Genomic DNA, 17,225 nt, shown 5'->3' with positions numbered 1-17,225 from the left:
TATGACTGAATCAACAGAGCTGCCTTATCAAGCCCCACCCGGTGAAAAGCTGGGGCCGTTGGAAAAAGCCTTTAATTTACTGGCAGCTAAGCCCTGGTCAGAGGATGTAGGTGATCAGTTGGAACGCTTGGAGAAACAGGCTAAAGGCCGGGACAAAGAACTGTTTGGCGATGTCTGGGAGAGTTATATCGTACAGGGTGGTGAGTAGGTGTATTAACAACCTGTCATTAAAAAAGCCTCAGAAGCTCTCTGAGGCTTTTTTGTATGTGGAGGTTGTAAGGTTGCTTTGGTTTGGTTTTTGAGCTTGTAGGGTCTTTAATACCCCTTTAACGTTGATAAAAGTAAAAAGGTGGTGAGTACTTTAGTTTCATTTGGTAAGGTTTTCTCAGATTTTTTACATATTTGAGGGTTTAGCTTTGAGTGAGTTTGTTTATGAGGATAGTCATCAGCTACGTTATACAAACAGAAAGTATGTGCCGATTAAGAGTATCATTGAATCACTGCAAGCTCTTGAAGGTGTTGTCGAAGAAACTCCTTATGTTCTCAATGGTCTGACTCAGTCGGATGTCATTACCAGAGTTGAGATTGACATAAAAAGTATCGCTGCGGGGTCTTTGATTGAAGACTTTGTGGTCAGGTACTTTTTTAAGAGTGAAGAAGGGTTCAATGGTTGGGTCGATAAGCTTCGGAAGCAATCAGGCATGGAAGACGGAAAAAAAATAGTACCAATATTGATTGGGTCAACTATTACTGCAGTTGCACTGTTGGGTGTAGTTAAAGCTCTGCCATCAGGGACAGGAGGTCAGGCGACCAGTACTATTACAGGAAATAATAATGTAGTACTTAACTTTGTAGGCCAGAATCTGGATATGGATGCAGAGACTGTTGAGAAAGTGATCAGTGACAGTATACGTAACCAGAAAAAACTGGCGGAGAATGCGGTTAAGTTGGTGAAGCCTGGCAAGTTAGATGATGAGGCCCAGATAATTATTGATGGTAATGACCAGTTAGTGATTACGAAAGATACGATAAAGTCTGCACCTGGTGTATATGAGCCACCCAAGCCTGCTGAGAAGATTGATAAATACGATCGCACTTTGGTAAAAATTCGGGGGACAGATCGTGATAATTATAGGCGTGGTTGGTCAGTTATTTTACCCGGCATTGCTGAACAAAGAGTTAAATTGCAGTTAGATGAAAACATCGATTTAAATGAATTGGCAGCCAGAGATATGGTTTATGCCAATGTCGATGTTATTTTTAAGTTTGATAAATCCTTAAACGACTATAAGGTTGTCGAGATCTATATGAATAGCTGGGATAATTCTTCACAATAATTGAATTTGAAGAGTGACACGCTAATAGGAGAGAATCCCATGCCCGCCACCATAGAACTCACCCTCAACGATAACGGCAGCCTGAAAGCGCTGACCGATCTGGCTGCGGCGGGCGCAGACCTTAGCCCTGTCATGAAAGAAATCTCCGGTATCCTGGCCGATGCCTCCGAGCAAGCATTTGCCAATGAGGCCGATCCCACCACTGGCGAATCCTGGCAGCCATTAACCGAAGCCCACAAAGGCTATCGTCAGTCGAAAGGCTATACCGGTTCCATCCTGCAAATGTCCGGGCAGTTGGCCGCGTCGATCCAGTCTGATCATGGTCGTGACTTTGCCCAGGTGGGCAGTAACAAAGTGTATGCGGCCATTCATCAACATGGTGGCTTGCCGGATATGCGCCCAGCCAATGCGGCGATTCCTGCGCGGCCTTTTCTGGGAGCCAGTGAAGACGACAAAGACGAGATTATGGAAGTGCTTGCCCGTCATCTGTCGGACGCCATAAGATAAGATTCTTTCCCCCGCAACGTCTCTAATATTCCCTAAAACCCTTTAGAACCCGTCACTCTGCCAAGTCTTTAACCTTAAAGGCTATGGATACATTCTCACTCTCTCATTTTTCTCTGGCCGTCCTTTCCCAACAGGAACAGGACAATCCTGACATCGGTCTGGGCATTCTGTCCGGTGAGCTGAATCTGTCGCCTGACGCCGATGGCTGGGCGCAGCTGTTGCCTGCTGGTCACTTCAGTGCGGTCGATGGCAGACCCTTCGATGTTCCCGGTGGCCAGTGGTTTCTGGATGGTGAGATAGCAGACCGTTTGATCAACCAGGTACGAGGGCTCACCAATGATCGTCTGATTGATTACGAACACCAGACCCTGAAAGCCGAAGAGAACGGCCAGCCCGCCATTGCGTCTGGCTGGTTCAACGCCGACGAGATGGAGTGGCGTGAAGGTGAGGGCCTTTACATTAAACCACGCTGGACCGACAAGGCCAGGGACTACATCCAGTCGGATGAGTACCGTTTTCTCTCGGCTGTTTTCCCTTACGACAAAACCACCGGTGCCCCGGTTGCTTTAAAAATGGCGGCACTGGTCAACTATCCCGGCCTCGATGGACTCCAGAAAGTATCCGCACTGAAAGGTCAATTCCAGAAAAACCACAAGGAGACCGCCATGGAACAATGGCTGAAAGACCTGCTGGCCAGGATCGGTATTGAAGTATCCGAAGACACGGTTAGCACTGAGCAGGGACAGGCTGCACTGAGTGCAGTAAAAGCTCTGAAAACCAAGGCAGACAGCGCGGACACGCTCACCACTGAAGTGGCAGCACTGAAAGCCAGTGCCAAGACGGAAGGTGTGAATCTTAGCCAGTACGTGCCCAAGGCGATGTACGACGATGCCGTGGTTGAGATTGCCAGCCTCAAGGGAAGCAGCGCCGAGCAGACTGTTGATCAGCTGGTCAGCGATGCTCTGAAAGAGGGGCGGGCTTTCAAGCGGGAAGAAGACTACCTCAAGCAATTTGGTAATCAGCAGGGTGAAGCGGCACTGAAAGCCATGCTGGAAAGTCGCGCACCGGTAGCGGCTTTGAAAGGCAAGCAGACCGATGAGTTGCCTGATCCGAAGAAACAGAAAAATCAGGATCTGAATACGGACGAGCTGGCCGTACTGAAGGCTACGGGCATCAGCAAGGAAGAGTTTCTGAAGCAGCGCGCTGCTGAATAACCGCTGTTAACCCCTTTCTATCTCCCCGTCAAAAGGTCACAGGAGAACGACAACCTATGAATATTTCAGCCCCGGCGCTTGCTGCCATTTATAACGCGGTCAAGCTTCACTTCAACCAGGGACGGAACAGCTACTCCCCGTACTGGGAAAAAATAGCCACTCTGGTGAACTCCACTGCCGCCCAGGAAGACTACGCCTGGTTGGGTGAGTTCAGTCGTCTGCGCGAGTGGATCGGTGATCGTCAGGTTAACCAGATGCGTATCTACGATTACAGCATCAAGAATAAGAAGTTTGAAGCCACTGAAGGCATTCTGGCGGAGTACATTGAAGACGACACCTACGGTGTGCTCATGCCCAAGTTTGCCGACATGGGCTATGCCGCAGCCACTCACCCGGATGAATTGATTTTTGCTTTGCTGGCCGCTGGTTTTACCACAGCTTGCTACGACGGCCAGAACTTCTTTGATACCGACCACCCGGTGGGTGAAGTCGGTTCAGAAGTGTCGGTGTCCAATATGCAGGCTGGGACGGGTTCGCCCTGGTTTCTGCTGGATACCACTCGCCCCCTCAAACCCCTGATCCTTCAGCGTCGTCGTGACTATCGGCTGCAGGCCAAGACTGATGCCGGTACGTCCGATCACGTCTTTATCAAAGACGAGTACCTCTACGGTGTGGATGCCCGTGTCAATGCTGGCTTTGCGTTCTGGCAACAGGCGTTTGCTTCCAAGGCGGCACTGGATGACACCAACTTTGATGCAGGTATTGAAAGCATGATGAAGCTGAAGACCGACAAGGGGCGCAAGCTGGGCATCATGCCGAATCTGCTGGTTGTTGGTCCTTCGAATCGTGCTGCGGCCAAAAAAGTGGTGGAAGCCGAGAACAAGGCCCAGGGCGAAAGCAATACCAACTACAAAGCGGTGGAAGTGGCTGTAGTGCCCTGGCTCGATTAACCCTGTTCCTGCTGTAGCAGTGTGACGTACCCGGCCAGCGGTACCCCAAGCCGCTGGACATTCTCCGAACAAAACAGGAAGGACTCATGAGATGGACAAGCCTGATACTCCCACTCTTTTCATTACCAATAAGGCTCGTGAAGGCTATCGCCGAGCAGGTATGGCGTTTGCTAAAGGCGACAACGCAGTGTCTGCAAACCTTTTTACAGAAGATCAGCTGGCAGCTCTGCAGGCTGATCCACGACTGGTGGTTAAAGCTGCCCCGAATGCGGCGGCTGAAACTTCCGAAACGCAAGGGCCAGTGGACGATGGTGGCGTGGGTGCAGGTGTAACCGACTCTGGCGTCGTGCTGAAAGATAAACCGGAAGAAGTACAGGAAGAACTGCCTGACGGATTGGCCCGGCTTCGCGAACTTCATGGCTCTGGTGAGTTGGAACTGAACAGTTCCGGCAAGCCCAATGCCGATGTGCTGGGAGTGAATGCCAAACAGCGTGATGAGGTCTGGGCAATCTTCTGTGCCGAGCAGGAACAGGACGCCGAGTAATGTACGCCACCCGAGAAGCCATGATACTCCGGTTTGGTGAGGACGAGGTGATCAGTCTTACCGATCGGGACGGCAGCGCCGGTGTCGTGGTGGATGCCGTACTTGACCCTGTCCTGGATGATGCCGCTGCCACTATCGATGGCTATCTTGCCGGGCGTTACCTGCTGCCTCTGCTGCAGGTTCCGGCCACTCTGGAGCGTATTGCCTGCGATCTGGCCCGGTACTATCTGTACGACAACCGACTGGACGACAGTCACCCGGCTGCCCTGCGGCATAAGGAAGGCATTCGTTACCTGGAGCAGCTGGGCTCTGGCAAGCTGAAACTGGGTATTAACGACCAGGAAGAGCGGCGGGACGGCGAAGATCTGGCGGAGTTTGAAAGTCAGCCGTCGGTGTTCAGTCGGCCCAACTCCAAAGGCTTTATCTGATGGATGCGGTGTCGGTGGTGATTGAGCAGCTGAAGCAGGGAGTACCGCCCTGGGTAGAGGTTAAAGGTCTGCTGGCGCTGTCGGATCTGGACAAGCAAGCTCTTAATCGAACTCCGGCCTTGTTCGTGATCAACCTGGCGGAAAGGGCCGCACCGGATGTACGGGGCAGTGGCCCGGCTCTGCAAACGGTGAGCCTGACTCTGGGGGTTGTGGTGGTCGAGAAGGCCCATAACCGGGAGCCGGATCTGCTGCCACTGAGACAGGAAATACGTCGTCGTCTGTTTGGCTGGGCTCCCCAGGGGTTTGAGGCACTGACCCTGGACGGCGGACAGCTGTTGAATATTCATAAGGGCCAGGTGGCCTGGATCGACAAATTTACTACTGAGTACACGGAGGATGCCAACCATGGCTCGTAAATTCGCTAAAAAGGTTTTAGCTTTTGCGCCAGAAAGCACCTACGGCACCGATGCCATTGATGGCGGTTCACCGTCCTATGTGCTGGGTCGTGAGGTATCCATTACACCCATGGCCGGTGAAAGTACGGCTCTGGACTACGACGATGGCAAGCTGGGCAACAGCCCGGAACTGCCCACCGAAATCTACGTCACTCTGGAGTTCGGTTGTGACTTCTCCGGTTCCGGGACCGCTAACCAGCCTGCGCCCTGGGCGGGTCTGGCAGAGGCGTGCTTGCGAACCGCGACCGTGGGCAGCTCTCCGGAACAGGTGAGCTATGCCCTGGACGATAACAGCACGGCATCCAACACCTTCTATTTCTACATGGACGGGGTACTCCATGCTCTGGTCGGTGCTCGTGGCTCCATGAGTTTGAGTCTGGTAGCTAAGCAGTTTCCCCAGATGCGTTACACCTTCACCGGTTTGTTTGTGAAGCCCAAGGCTGGGGCTAACCCAGCCGCCAGTTTTTCGGACTGGCAGACGCCCCTCAAGGTCGGAGCCGAGTACACCAGCGCTTCACTGGCAGGCAACAGCGTCAAGCTGATCAGTCTGGAATACGACCAGGCGAACCAGGTCAGCTATGAAGAATACATCGGCCATGAAGAAGTGATGATCTCGGACTATCAGCCGTCGGGCACCCTGGTTCTGGAGGCGGGCAGTCTGGGTAGCTTTGATCCTTTTGCCAAAGCCGAAACCGGTGAGACCGTCGCATTCAGCCTGACCCACGGAATCGCCGGTAACCAGGTGCAGTGGAGTACCGACAAGCTGCAGCTGGGGCGACCCACCTACGGCGACCAGAACGGAACCCTGACTTACTCGATTCCGGTGCGGCCCATTGGTGACGGTGACCAGATTATCACGGCGTAAACCGATATTTATGGCCCGTTAAACAGAACGTAGTAAACCCTTTAATCAACGGAACTTAAAAGACCATGTTCAAGTTTGTCAAAGACCGCATTGTTAAGGACTGGCCTGCTGATATCAAAGTAGCCCTGGATAAAGGTCGTTCAAAGTCTTACCCGATTACGCTGGATCTGAAGATTTTGCCCGCTACTCAGTACCGCGATCTGGCTGCTCAAGGGGACAAAGTAGTGTTTGAAGAGATCGTCCAGGGCTGGAGCGGTATTCATGATGAAGACGGGAATGAGCTGTCGTTCAGTGATGAAAATCGTGATGCCTTGGCGGACTTGCCCGCGTTTAACCAAGCGGTGGTGCGTGCCTACCTGCAAGCATCTTCTGGGGAAGCCAGCAGAAAAAACTGATGGAGGCGGTCAGCCACCTGCTGGCCGCGCAACCCATCACCCCCAAAGGTCAGGCCGAGTTTGAAGACGATCTGGCCGCCTGGGGCGTTCAACAGTCACCGGAACCGAAAGCCGAAGTCTTCGACGTGTGGGAGGAGCACCGGGAAGCCCTGCTCTGGTGGTGTCAGGGTGGAGCCCAGCTGAAGTTCAATAGTTCCTCCACGAGCAGTGTCTGTACCGGTCTGGATGTGGTGGCACTGAAAGCCGACGCTGACCTCAGTGGCCGCACGGTCAAGCCGGAAGACTATCACCGAATGCAGTTAATCGCCCGCGAGGTTGCGGAACATCTCAACAGCCGAGCCGCTGTACAAGGATAAGAGTGATGAAAGACCTTAACCTGGTATTACGACTGAGAGCCGATGGTAAAGGCTTTGTCGGCGAAGTGCGTCAGTCCGGTCAGGCGATCAAACAGCTGGGAGCCAGTGGGCAAACAACGGCTAGCCAGTTGAATAACACCGAACGACAGATGCAGTCGGTCGGTCGTCAAACCTCGCTGCTGAAAGGCCAGCTGCTGGCATTGGCCGGTGGTTTCTCTGCCATGCAACTGACCCGCAACATTACCCGGACACTGGCACAATATCAGGACATGCGCACCCAGATCACTGCATTGGTGGGGGGGCAGCAGGCGTGGATTGAAACAGAGCAATACCTGATCGCAACATCCCAGGAACACAATAAAGTGCTGACCGATATGGCGGGCAATTATGCTCGCCTGGCCAGTTTGCAGGAAGCCGGGTTGTTGAATCAGACCGAAATGCGCCAGATCTTCGAAGGCATGAGCAATGCTCAGAGTCAGGCCGGTGCCTCGTCGGTCCAGTTGAGTCAGTCCATGTACGGTCTTTCCCAGGCGTTGGCCTCACCCGTGGTGCGGGCTGAAGAATTGAACCAGGTAGTGGAACCTCTACCCGGGTTGTTGAACAAACTGGATAAAGCGGCTGGCCTTCAGGCCGGTGGCTTCCGTCGTATGATGCTGGCTGGTGAAGTGACCAGCGACTTTTTCAAGACCACGTTAATTAAAGCGCTGGCCGATTATGACGGTGCGGCTGCAAGGCTCTCCAGTAATATCAATGCCCAGTTTGCCCAGATGACGAACGCCTGGCAGCAGGCCGTGGTGGCCTTTGAAGATCCTGTTAGTGATGGTTTGAGTCCGGTGCTGGGTGGCATTTCATCCAGTCTGCAAACACTGGCCGAGAATGCCGAATTGGTGGGTACAGTGGTCGGTGTGACCTTGGCCGCCGCTATGGGTCGAGGTGCTGCTGCAGTGGCTGCTTTGACGGCTGCCAAGGTCAAGGCGATTGCTGCAAATCGTGCCAAGCTGGCCGTGACCATTGCAGAAGCTCAGGCAGAAGAGCGACTGGCTCTGTCTCAACGAGCGGCGGCGCTGACAACCGTGGCCGCACAGGCTGCGGATACCCGTCTTGCTGCCAGCAGGACAGCGTTAGCTGCTGCCACCGCTCAGGCCGCAGTGGCCACTCGTGCATTCAGTGGGGCTATGGCCTTGATGGGTGGGCCTGCCGGTATTGTGATGATGGCGGCTGGAGCTCTGACTTATTTCGCACTCCAGGCTGCCAGCGCCAAAGTCGATACGCGTGGGTTAAAAGATGAGGTGGATGGCTTGCTGGGGCGCATGGATGCACTCCAGGAAACCCGGCTAACCGATGCTATTGAGAAACAGAAGGCGCATGTTGCTGAACTTCGTGAGCAATACAATCGGTTGGCTTATGCGCCCTTGCCTGGCCAGTCGCTCTGGCAAAAGCTGACCGAGTCGAATAGTGAACTGCGTACCAGGCAGAGCGATGAAGCCAGCAAAATCGCGGCTCAGGTGACTGAAATTAATCGTCAGCTGATTCCGGCGGAACGAGATCTTGAAGCCCTTCAACAGAAGCTGGAAGGCCTGCGAACCGGAACGACTACCGCAGGTCCATCGGAAGGCAGTAGCTCTGTTGTTGTGAACGAAAAACAGCAGGAAGCCGCAGAGCGTATGCTGGCCAACCTGCAGAAACAGAATGCCCTGTTTGGTCAGACCAGCCAGGCCGCCAAAGCGCTCTATGAGATTGAGTTCGGCGGGCTGAAAAACGTCGAGGGTGCGCTGCAGCAGCAAATTGTCAGCGAAGCGCGCAAGCTGGATCTGCTCAATGCCCAGAAGGAAACGCTTGAAGCCACTCGACAGGCTGAACAGCAGCTGGCCAATATGCGACGCCAGGCGGTGCTGGGTTCTGATGCGACCGAAGCCCAGAAAGCTCAGTATGAGATCGGTCACGGTGACTTGAAGGGCGTTGATCCAGCCCTGCAACGCCAGATCCTGGAAGCGGCTGCTGAGCTTGATCGGCAACAAGCCGTGCAAAAAGCGGCTGCTTTTGAACAGGAGGCACAGGCCATAGCTCAGCAGACTGAGCGCAAGTTAGCTTTGCAGGCAGCGGGTACTGAGGCGGCAAAGCTTCAGGCTCAATACGACCATGAAGACCGCATGGCGTCACTAACTGAACAGTTTGAAGAGCACTACGAAGCGGCCTTGGGTAACCAGGAACTGATGGTTGATCTGGAGCGGCAATACTTTATGGCCCGTGAGGGTCTGTTCCAGCAGCACCAGTTGAAGCTAACTGATATTGAGAAAAAACAAACCGAGCAGCGTCGTCAGATGCAGTTGCAGCAGCTGCAGAACTACAGCGCTCTGTTTGGATCTATGGCGGATATTGCCGGTACTTTTGCGGGTGAGCAATCCGGGATCTTTAAGGGGTTGTTTGCGGTCAGTAAAGCCTTTGCGATTGCCGAGTCCATCATCAAAATTCAGCAGGGCATTGCCAATGCAGCGGCCTTGCCTTTTCCGGCCAATATTCCCGCGATGGCCACAGTGGCAGCTCAAACCGCCAGTATTGTTTCAACGATTCAGAGTACTCAGTTCCAGGGTCAGGCTCATGATGGTATTGGTCGGGTGCCTGCTGCCAATGAAGGCACCTGGATGTTGCGCCGGGATGAGATGGTGATGAACCCCCAGCAAACCGATAACTTTAACTGGATGGTCTCCATGATGGGGAAGATGCAGCAGGCCCTAAGCGGTTCAGGCGGCGCAGTCGCTGGTACTGCTATGCCTATGTTGATTCGTTTTGAAGGGCTGCCGGAAGGTTATACCGCGACTCAGTCTGAGAGTAATGGGCAGATAGTCGCCATGATTCAGGCCACGGCCAAGCAAGCAGAAGACAGGGCGTATAGTCGGGTGGCGAGTGATTTGAAAACCCGTTCTGGCCCCGTTGGTCGTGCAGCAGGAGGGTTAGGATGATCTGGCCCAATATCCCTTTCAAGCGCTGTGACTATTCCATCGAGCGCAGTATCAAAGGTTTTGATAATCCCTTTAACCAAGGGGGTCAACAGGCTGACTATGGCGGTGCCTTGTGGGAATGTGAAGTGGAACTGGCCTGGTTGACCCGTTCTCAGGCAGGCGAAGTGCTGGGGTTGCTGGCTGAGCATGGTCGCTCAGGGATTCTGCTTCCTGATGCCGCCCATGCTGAACCTGAAGGGCCTGGCGGGGGCAGTCCGGTGACGCTGGGAGAGAACCAGGGAGGGATTGTTAATGTGATTGGTGCTTCCCCCAATGTGCCTGGTTGGTTGAAAGCGGGAGACCTGGTGCAAATAGGCAGTCATATGCACATGCTGACCCGTGATGCCGATACAGACGGCGGTGGTTACGCCCCCTTGTACATCACGCCTTATCTGAGAGTGCTGCCTGCTGCTGGCACTCAAGTGATTACTCGTAACTGTGCCTGCCTGATGCAGCTGGAGCCTAAGGCCGTTCTGCCACGTAGGATCAGCAAAGGTAAACGCTACCTGACAGAAATGAAGCTCAACTTTGTGGAGGTGATGGGATGAGAACCTTACCCCCAGAACTGATCAGTGCATTTCAAAGCCCGCAACCCAATATCATTTTTTTGGTTGAGTTGGATTGGCCGGGTGGTGTCGTACGTGTTCATAGTGGTATCGGTGAGCTAAGAATCAGTGGTCGAGTCTGGCTGGGAATGGGCAGTCTGGGGGGGATTGGCCAGATCAGTGATGACGATGAACTGGGTCGTTCAGAGCTGCCACTGGAGCTGAGTGGTTTTGAAGAAGATCTGTTGAGAGAGAGTTTTCGCCGGGATTCGGTGGGGCGTGAAGGGGTTGTGTATGCCGCTGCAAGGGACGGTAGCGGGTTGCCTATAGAGGCCTCGTTTACTCCGATGTTTGCAGGCTATATCAGTGACGTCGGCACTACGTTGGGGGATAGCAATACCATCTCTGTGGAGCTGGCCACCGATACCGCTGATCCTCGTCGTAAACGACCAGGGCGCTATACCGATGAAAGCCATCGCCGGGAGTATCCCGGTGATCAGTTTTACAAGTGGTCTGCGAAGACAGCGGATCGGCCCATTTATTGGGGGAGCAAGCGGGATGCCTATCCATATAAATAGAAGCCCTATAAATAGAAGCAAGATGCAACGGCGTGAAGACTGGGAAGTCAGATTGATTGACTGGTTGCATAAGGCGATTGATACCCCGTTTCAGTGGGGGCAGTTTGATTGCGCTCTGGCGGCTGCGGATGCACTCCAGGCACAAACCGGGCATGACTTTGCCAAAGGTTGGCGAGGTCAGTATACGACCGCTGGCGGAGCATTAAAGCAACTGTTAAAGCGTCAGTGTCATGATGTGTACGAAGTGGTTGCCCGGGAACTTCAAACGATCAGGGTTGAGCCTCAGCAATTGCAAAGAGGGGATATAGCCGGAGCCGATCTGGCTAATGGTAAAACGCTGGGCATTGTCTGGGGAGAAACAGTCTGGTTGCCAGAAACTCAAGGTCTACGAGCGCATTCCCTTAGTCTTGTTGAATGCGGTTGGAGGTTACCATGCCGCCAGTAGCTGCCGCTGTTGTTGCTGTCGTAGCCTCGGTAGGAACGGTAGGTGCCATTGCCCTGGCAGTGAGTGTTGTTGCAGCAGGCTATGCCTATTACTCTGCCCAGAAAGCCAAGGCTGTTGATCAGGGCAGTAATCCCCAAGAGCGCAAGCAGACTTTTCGGGCTTCTAATGCGCCCAAGCAGGTCATCTTTGGTGAGGTGGAAGTTTCAGGTCCTGTGATCTTCATTCAGGAACCGGGTGAGCCCAATGACAGTGGTGAGGACGAAATTGTTGACCTGGTGATTCCCCTGGCGGGTCATCCCTGCAGTGACTGTCTGAGTGTCCGGGTTGGTGACCGGGTTTTCACCCGAGGCAGTAGCACGGCGGAAGGCAGTTACTGGTATTTTGGCGAACAGCCACAACCCCAGAACTTTAAGGGTTTGTTTGGGATGTTCGACAGCATTCTTAGTCAGGCCATGGGTAGCAGAAAGCTCTATGGCGAAGTCTGGTTCTACAGTCGCAGTCTCCAGGCCAGTGGTGTGCCGTTTTCACTCAACGGGGTTCCCCAGTGGGATCAGCAGATGGTGGGTCGTGGCCAGACCTTTCTACACGCCCGCCTGCGCTCGGACCCGGAAAAGTGGCCCAGTGGTATAGAGGATGTGGTGGCCAAGGTGAGGGGCATGAAAGTTCATGATCCCCGCACGACCCAAGCGATGTTCAGCAGTAATCCAGTACTGCAGGGCCGTCATTATATTCGCCATCATTTGCTCAGTCCGGAAAAGCATATTTTAGAGGACTACTTTATCCGGGCCGCTAATATCTGTGATGAGCAGGTGGTACGCAATGGTGTCACAGAGTCTCGTTATAGCTGTCATGCGGTCTTTGATGAGGAAACCGATCCTCAACAGGTTTTAGGTAAAATTGCAGCTACCATGGCGGGCGAGTTTATCCGTTCCGGTGGTTTGTGGGGCGTTAGGGCCGGTGCCTATTACGGTCCGGCAACCCGTACCTTAAAGAAGTCAGAGGCTATCGGTGATCTGCAGGTCCGGGTTTCCCAACCGTTACAAGACAGAATCAATACGATTACCGGGCAGTACCTGGAGCCCAGTCAGGGTTTTAATATGACTGACTTCCCGTCGCTGTCACGCCCTGAGTATATCGAAGAGGATGGCCGTGAGCGGGTTGAAGATATGAGTCTGGATTTTGTTCAGTCGAACACTCAGGCTCAGGCCTTGGGTTGGATTGAATTGGAGAATCGTCGTCGGGGAGCCAGTGTCGTCGGTACATTCATGCTTTCGGCGATTGATGTAGTGATGAGCCGGGTAGTCAAAACCGATTTTCGGGGTGTGGAAGGCTTAGAGTTCAGGGTAGTGAATTGGAAGCTGGACCCGTCAGGCAGTGGTATTCGAGTGGAATTGGTGGAAGATCATCCCGATATCTGGAGCGGTCAGCCTGGACGCATCGTGGATGCTTTGTTGCCTGGCAATCTCGACAGCTCTGATCCTCGGACGGTGCAGCCGGTGACGGAGTTTAGTTTTATACGCACTCCAGACAAGCTGAATCAACACGGTGTATTGTCCTGGAAAGGTCAGGCTGCCCGTTACCGGGTGGTGTTACTGGATGGACAGGATGTGATCTGGCAGGCTGAGGTACCCGATACCCTTGTGCCCTTAACTATGCCTGTGGCAGAAAAAGTGTATACCGTGCAGGTCGTGGCCAGAAATGCCTTTGGAGTCAGTAGTGCACCGGTCAGCCAGGCGATCAGCCTGACCCTGGAAGCACCGGATCTGTCCGTTGAGCAACTGAATGCCCACGATCATTGGCTGGAGGTCAGCTGGCCACATACCGGTGGCCAGACCTATGAACTGGAGCTGCTGACCCATGGGGGCGAAGGGGTTTACCGGACCTCGGTTGCGGCCTCGCCGGTGCGTCTGGGTTGGTTCTATGCAGGCAATTACCGGTTGAGAGTTCGGTCTGTGTTGGGGATTACCCCGTCAGCCTGGTCGGAAGAAACCCAGTTGCAAATTGATAGCCTGGCCAGCCCGGTAGCGGTCTTTGTCTCTGAAAACGCTGACCCGACTACCAGTGGCGGCACCCTGACATTTACTGAGCAAGATCCCCGTACTGATCGCATTGAGTTTCAGGTCTCCGGGCCGGATTTTGAATTCAACGGTGATTGCTCTGGGGCGCCGGTCCGGTTGCCACCTATGTTACCCGCCGTCTACCAGTTCCGGGTCCGGGCCCAGTGGCGTGACCAATTTTCGCCCTGGCAGGCCAGTAGCCAGCGCTTGACGGAAAGCCTGACGACACCCGCCGAACTGGCTTTTGTGGCCGGTGACGATCCAGGACTCTGGGGATTGCTGAGTTGGGAAAGTAATGCCAGTCAGTACCGGGTCACCATTATTCGTCTGTCCGATAACAGTATCCCGGTTCAGACCCGTGTCAGTGGTCATCAATACCAGGTGCCGGTGCTAAAGGTTGGTAGTTACCGGGTGGAGGTGGTAGGCCTGGGACGGGTAGAAGAATCCGATCCGGCGACACTGGCCTTGACCATGGCAGCACCAGATGCACCCGCCAACCTGGCATTCAAGCCCTTTGATGAAAATGCTACTCATGCCGGTGAAGTGACCTGGAGTGCCGTGGATAAAAGCAGCGGTTACCAGGTACGCCTGCTGCAGGGTAGTGATCTCCTGGTGGAGAGTAAAACCACCGATAATCGCTGGTTAATCGCCCCGTTAACACCTGCTGAATACGAATTGCAGGTCGCCACCATCAGTCAGCGTGAAGGGGGTCTGAGTGCCTGGAGCAATACCCTGTTTACTCTGATCGGTTTGAGTGTGCCAGGCGGTCTGACGACTCAAGAGAGTCTGATCGGTTCGGGTATCCAGATCATCAACCAGGTGGTGGTGAGCTGCCAGCCTGTCGCCGGGGCTACGCATTACGAGTTTGAATACCAGGAGTTGGGGCAGGCGAACTGGTCCGGTATCCAATCCGGTCCTGCTGTTTCGGCAACACTGAATGCGATTCCCCCAGGGAACTACACCTTTCGGGTACGTGCCATTAATGGGGTCCGTCGCTCTGGCTATGTCACTAAAAGCTTCATTGTCCAAGGCACCCAGCGCCCTCCCCAGGCATTGCAGAACCTGCGTCTTCACGGGCAGTCTGGTAATACCGCCAGCCTCAGCTGGGATCTAAGCACCGATCCGGATGTGTTGGCCGGGGGCTCCATTCATGTTCGTCATACTCACCTGGTGGGGGATGGCGCTACCTGGGATAGTGCCGCCCAGGTGACTGACCGGCTGCCGGGTAATGCGACACTGGCCAGTGTGCCTCTGCTGGCCGGAACGTACCTGGTGAAACCCGTGAATGCCACGGGCTATTACTCGGAGCAGGCTTCTGTGGTTGTCTCTAATATGGCCGGTCTGATCGGTTATAACCGGGTGGTGGAAAGGGAGGAGCCGGATACCTGGCCAGGAGCAAAGAATAAGGCAGTAGTTAACCTCGGAGGATCATTAACGCTTGCTGAAAATACCCTCTTTTTGGATCAGCAAGTGAACTCGGGGAATAAATTTAAAGAAGATATCAACGTCTATTTTGATTCGCCTATTTCAGGCCGTTGCTGGATCAGGATGTATCTGAATGATCCCGAGGGTGGTTTGGGCTTTACCTTGAACGGAGAAGTCTGGGATGCAGATCCTGCCGGACCCAATCAAGCATCGGCTTGGTATGAGTATGAAGCGGATGTCGTACAGGGGCAGAACCATCTTTTGGTCAATACAGAGTCGGATGGCGTGAACTTTCTGCGCTTGCAACTGACCAGTATCGGTCTGGAGGAAGGCACGCCTTTCTATACAATGACACAGCCTCTTGATCTGGGAGCTGTGGCCACAACTCGTCTAACTCTGGAGACGGATGCATCTGTTTATTTTGCTGACGCAATCGATGACCGAACCGACCTGATGGACAGTTGGCCCCTGTTTGACGGCGCGATTCCTGACAATGTATCCCTGCGTTATGAAGTCAGCCAGACGGATGACGATCCGGCCAGTAATTCGGCTACCTGGTCAGAGTGGACACCTTTTATTAAGGGTGAGTTCCGAGGCAGAGGTTTTAGGCTCAGGGTAACTCTACAAGGTTATGCGGCTGGATCGGCTGCAACCCTGGCGAGTCTGAAATTGATCGCTGATGTTCAGGACCGTATCGAAAGGGCACACAATCTGACGGCACCGTCTGCCGGTCTCAGGGTTAATTATCTGACCCCATTCCTTGATCAAAGCCCCAGTATTGCTATTACCGCTCACGGGTTGCCCGAGAATGGCCGCTGGGAGCTGACGGGTCAGGATCGAGCAGGATTTAATATTCGATTCTTTAATGGAGGTTCAGCCCTTGCGGCGGCCTTTGATTATCAATCCATCGGCTATGGAGAGGCCTCATGAGTCAGACCGACAGCTTTCATATTCCCAATCTGGCCGGTGGCCCCTTCAGGGCACTGCTGAACCAGATCCTGGCGGCACTCAGTGAGCAGAACTCGGGCTCATCGGAGCCTCAGAGCCCCTTTTCCGGGATGGTCTGGCTGGATACCAGCAGTAACCCGCCTGAGTTCAAATTGAGAAATGCGGCTAATAATGGCTGGGTCAGGATCTTTACCGCTGAAACGGCTCCAACCAAGTCGCAAGTGGGTTTGGGCAATGTTCCGAATTATTCGGCGACCTCCAGTCTCTCCGATGGCTCTGCCAACAAGGTTCTGCTGGCGGCTGCGGGCAAGGTATTGCAGGACAATAAACTGGACAAAACAGCCCAAGCGTATGACAGCGCCCGGCTGGGTAACAAGCTGGCCAACCAGTATGTGCTGATCACGGGGACTTACTCAGGGCTGAGGGCTCAGGCGACCACGAAAAGTGATGTGGGTCTGGGGAATGTCCAGAACTATGGCATCACCAGCAGTCTGACCACCAATAATGCCAGTCTCCATGCCTCGGCCAAGGCGGTGTATGACCTGAACCAGAACAAGGTCGACAAGTCGGTTACCGTCAACGGCAAGCCGCTGACCGGCAGTATTAATCTCACTGCAGTCAATATCGGCGCAGCAACACCAAAGGCTGTACAGGAAGCAGTAGAGAATGCGCTGCCTGCAGGCTCGATCATCCTCTGGGCAGGGACTGTCGCTCAGATTCCGGCAGGTTATCAGTTGTGTAATGGTTCCGGTAAAACGACGGGTGGTATTCAGATTCCTGATTTGCGAGACCGGTTTATTGTTGGGGCAGGGGATACCTATAACCCTGCTGATATGGGTGGAAGCACTAATAAAACGACCAGTACAGGCGGTGCGCACTCACATTCTGTCAGTGTGGGGAATACCACGCTTTCAATCAGCCAGATCCCCAGTCACCGTCATGCGGCAACGGGCAATAAGGTCGGTGGTTCGTTGGCTGGCGGTTGGCGTTATACCTCTCTCATTGCCGGAGGTGATGCACGGACTTCATCGGGTGCTTTGTATACGGGGTATACCGGTAGTTCCAGTTCCCATAATCACAGTGCCAGTAGTAACAGCACGGGTAGTCATAACCACACCGTCGATGTTCGCCCTCCTTATTATGCTCTCTGCTACATCATCAAACTGTGAGGATACCC

17 protein-coding genes are annotated in these 17,225 nt (G+C 53.8%); all 17 read left to right on the top strand.

All coding sequences use genetic code 11. From position 1 onward, the window contains the following. Window position 1 precedes the first annotated feature (1 nt). On the top strand, window positions 2-208 hold the full coding sequence (locus GZ78_RS03690) for a hypothetical protein (protein ID WP_034832855.1): 207 nt from the start codon (window positions 2-4) through the stop codon (window positions 206-208). Window positions 209-416: 208 nt separating this feature from the next. Beyond that, window positions 417-1,337, top strand: a complete 921-nt coding sequence (locus tag GZ78_RS03685) for a hypothetical protein (protein WP_152558532.1) — start codon at window positions 417-419, stop codon at window positions 1,335-1,337. 39 nt (window positions 1,338-1,376) lie between these two features. Further along, on the top strand, window positions 1,377-1,844 hold the full coding sequence (locus tag GZ78_RS03680; RefSeq protein WP_034832852.1) for a phage virion morphogenesis protein: 468 nt from the start codon (window positions 1,377-1,379) through the stop codon (window positions 1,842-1,844). Window positions 1,845-1,927: 83 nt separating this feature from the next. Further along, window positions 1,928-3,058, top strand: coding sequence for a phage protease (locus GZ78_RS03675; protein ID WP_051785786.1), 1,131 nt, complete (start codon window positions 1,928-1,930; stop codon window positions 3,056-3,058). Window positions 3,059-3,114: 56 nt separating this feature from the next. Continuing rightward, the gene (locus GZ78_RS03670) at window positions 3,115-4,008 is read left to right on the top strand and encodes a Mu-like prophage major head subunit gpT family protein (protein WP_034832850.1); all 894 of its coding nucleotides are present in this window, start codon (window positions 3,115-3,117) and stop codon (window positions 4,006-4,008) included. Window positions 4,009-4,099: 91 nt separating this feature from the next. Beyond that, window positions 4,100-4,552, top strand: coding sequence for an HI1506-related protein (locus GZ78_RS03665; protein WP_034832849.1), 453 nt, complete (start codon window positions 4,100-4,102; stop codon window positions 4,550-4,552). After that, complete coding sequence (locus tag GZ78_RS03660) at window positions 4,552-4,980, top strand: gp436 family protein (RefSeq protein ID WP_034832847.1); 429 nt, start codon at window positions 4,552-4,554, stop codon at window positions 4,978-4,980. The genes GZ78_RS03665 and GZ78_RS03660 overlap by 1 nt, the downstream gene beginning before the upstream one ends. Further along, entirely contained in the window at window positions 4,980-5,396 is a 417-nt protein-coding gene (locus GZ78_RS03655) for a phage tail terminator protein (RefSeq protein ID WP_034832845.1), read from the top strand. The genes GZ78_RS03660 and GZ78_RS03655 overlap by 1 nt, the downstream gene beginning before the upstream one ends. After that, window positions 5,386-6,300 (top strand): phage tail tube protein, encoded by a 915-nt coding sequence (locus GZ78_RS03650; RefSeq protein ID WP_034832844.1) that lies wholly within the window; start codon window positions 5,386-5,388, stop codon window positions 6,298-6,300. The genes GZ78_RS03655 and GZ78_RS03650 overlap by 11 nt, the downstream gene beginning before the upstream one ends. 65 nt (window positions 6,301-6,365) lie before the next feature. After that, complete coding sequence (locus tag GZ78_RS03645) at window positions 6,366-6,695, top strand: hypothetical protein (protein WP_034832842.1); 330 nt, start codon at window positions 6,366-6,368, stop codon at window positions 6,693-6,695. Then, on the top strand, window positions 6,695-7,051 hold the full coding sequence (locus GZ78_RS03640) for a hypothetical protein (protein WP_034832841.1): 357 nt from the start codon (window positions 6,695-6,697) through the stop codon (window positions 7,049-7,051). The genes GZ78_RS03645 and GZ78_RS03640 overlap by 1 nt, the downstream gene beginning before the upstream one ends. 5 nt (window positions 7,052-7,056) lie before the next feature. After that, window positions 7,057-10,011: a tape measure protein gene (locus tag GZ78_RS03635; protein ID WP_034832839.1), complete on the top strand. Its 2,955-nt coding sequence runs from the start codon at window positions 7,057-7,059 to the stop codon at window positions 10,009-10,011. Continuing rightward, window positions 10,008-10,598, top strand: a complete 591-nt coding sequence (locus GZ78_RS03630) for a hypothetical protein (protein ID WP_034832837.1) — start codon at window positions 10,008-10,010, stop codon at window positions 10,596-10,598. The genes GZ78_RS03635 and GZ78_RS03630 overlap by 4 nt, the downstream gene beginning before the upstream one ends. Then, window positions 10,595-11,173, top strand: coding sequence for a hypothetical protein (locus tag GZ78_RS03625; protein WP_034832835.1), 579 nt, complete (start codon window positions 10,595-10,597; stop codon window positions 11,171-11,173). The genes GZ78_RS03630 and GZ78_RS03625 overlap by 4 nt, the downstream gene beginning before the upstream one ends. Window positions 11,174-11,195: 22 nt before the next feature. Continuing rightward, entirely contained in the window at window positions 11,196-11,618 is a 423-nt protein-coding gene (locus GZ78_RS03620; protein ID WP_051785785.1) for a DUF6950 family protein, read from the top strand. Beyond that, window positions 11,606-16,030 (top strand): phage tail protein, encoded by a 4,425-nt coding sequence (locus tag GZ78_RS03615; protein ID WP_152558531.1) that lies wholly within the window; start codon window positions 11,606-11,608, stop codon window positions 16,028-16,030. Before GZ78_RS03620 ends, GZ78_RS03615 begins: the two co-directional genes overlap by 13 nt. Continuing rightward, window positions 16,027-17,217, top strand: a complete 1,191-nt coding sequence (locus GZ78_RS03610) for a phage tail protein (RefSeq protein ID WP_034832833.1) — start codon at window positions 16,027-16,029, stop codon at window positions 17,215-17,217. Before GZ78_RS03615 ends, GZ78_RS03610 begins: the two co-directional genes overlap by 4 nt. Window positions 17,218-17,225: the final 8 nt, after the last annotated feature.

Origin of the sequence: Endozoicomonas numazuensis, from assembly GCF_000722635.1 — a bacterium.
Lineage (GTDB): Bacteria > Pseudomonadota > Gammaproteobacteria > Pseudomonadales > Endozoicomonadaceae > Endozoicomonas_A > Endozoicomonas_A numazuensis.
The sequence above is the reverse complement of the archived record's forward strand: the minus strand, read 5'-3'. Positions and strand labels throughout refer to the sequence as shown.

Excerpts from the sequence above, each read along its gene's own strand:
- GZ78_RS03665 (WP_034832849.1), top strand. The coding sequence starts at position 4,100 with ATGGACAAGCCTGATACTCCCACTCTTTTCATTACCAATAAGGCTCGT.
- GZ78_RS03630 (WP_034832837.1), top strand. The coding sequence starts at position 10,008 with ATGATCTGGCCCAATATCCCTTTCAAGCGCTGTGACTATTCCATCGAG.
- GZ78_RS03610 (WP_034832833.1), top strand. The coding sequence starts at position 16,027 with ATGAGTCAGACCGACAGCTTTCATATTCCCAATCTGGCCGGTGGCCCC.
- GZ78_RS03640 (WP_034832841.1), top strand. The coding sequence starts at position 6,695 with ATGGAGGCGGTCAGCCACCTGCTGGCCGCGCAACCCATCACCCCCAAA.
- GZ78_RS03690 (WP_034832855.1), top strand. The coding sequence starts at position 2 with ATGACTGAATCAACAGAGCTGCCTTATCAAGCCCCACCCGGTGAAAAG.
- GZ78_RS03680 (WP_034832852.1), top strand. The coding sequence starts at position 1,377 with ATGCCCGCCACCATAGAACTCACCCTCAACGATAACGGCAGCCTGAAA.
- GZ78_RS03635 (WP_034832839.1), top strand. The coding sequence starts at position 7,057 with ATGAAAGACCTTAACCTGGTATTACGACTGAGAGCCGATGGTAAAGGC.
- GZ78_RS03670 (WP_034832850.1), top strand. The coding sequence starts at position 3,115 with ATGAATATTTCAGCCCCGGCGCTTGCTGCCATTTATAACGCGGTCAAG.
- GZ78_RS03615 (WP_152558531.1), top strand. The coding sequence starts at position 11,606 with ATGCCGCCAGTAGCTGCCGCTGTTGTTGCTGTCGTAGCCTCGGTAGGA.
- GZ78_RS03660 (WP_034832847.1), top strand. The coding sequence starts at position 4,552 with ATGTACGCCACCCGAGAAGCCATGATACTCCGGTTTGGTGAGGACGAG.
- GZ78_RS03620 (WP_051785785.1), top strand. The coding sequence starts at position 11,196 with ATGCAACGGCGTGAAGACTGGGAAGTCAGATTGATTGACTGGTTGCAT.
- GZ78_RS03625 (WP_034832835.1), top strand. The coding sequence starts at position 10,595 with ATGAGAACCTTACCCCCAGAACTGATCAGTGCATTTCAAAGCCCGCAA.
- GZ78_RS03675 (WP_051785786.1), top strand. The coding sequence starts at position 1,928 with ATGGATACATTCTCACTCTCTCATTTTTCTCTGGCCGTCCTTTCCCAA.
- GZ78_RS03650 (WP_034832844.1), top strand. The coding sequence starts at position 5,386 with ATGGCTCGTAAATTCGCTAAAAAGGTTTTAGCTTTTGCGCCAGAAAGC.
- GZ78_RS03655 (WP_034832845.1), top strand. The coding sequence starts at position 4,980 with ATGGATGCGGTGTCGGTGGTGATTGAGCAGCTGAAGCAGGGAGTACCG.
- GZ78_RS03645 (WP_034832842.1), top strand. The coding sequence starts at position 6,366 with ATGTTCAAGTTTGTCAAAGACCGCATTGTTAAGGACTGGCCTGCTGAT.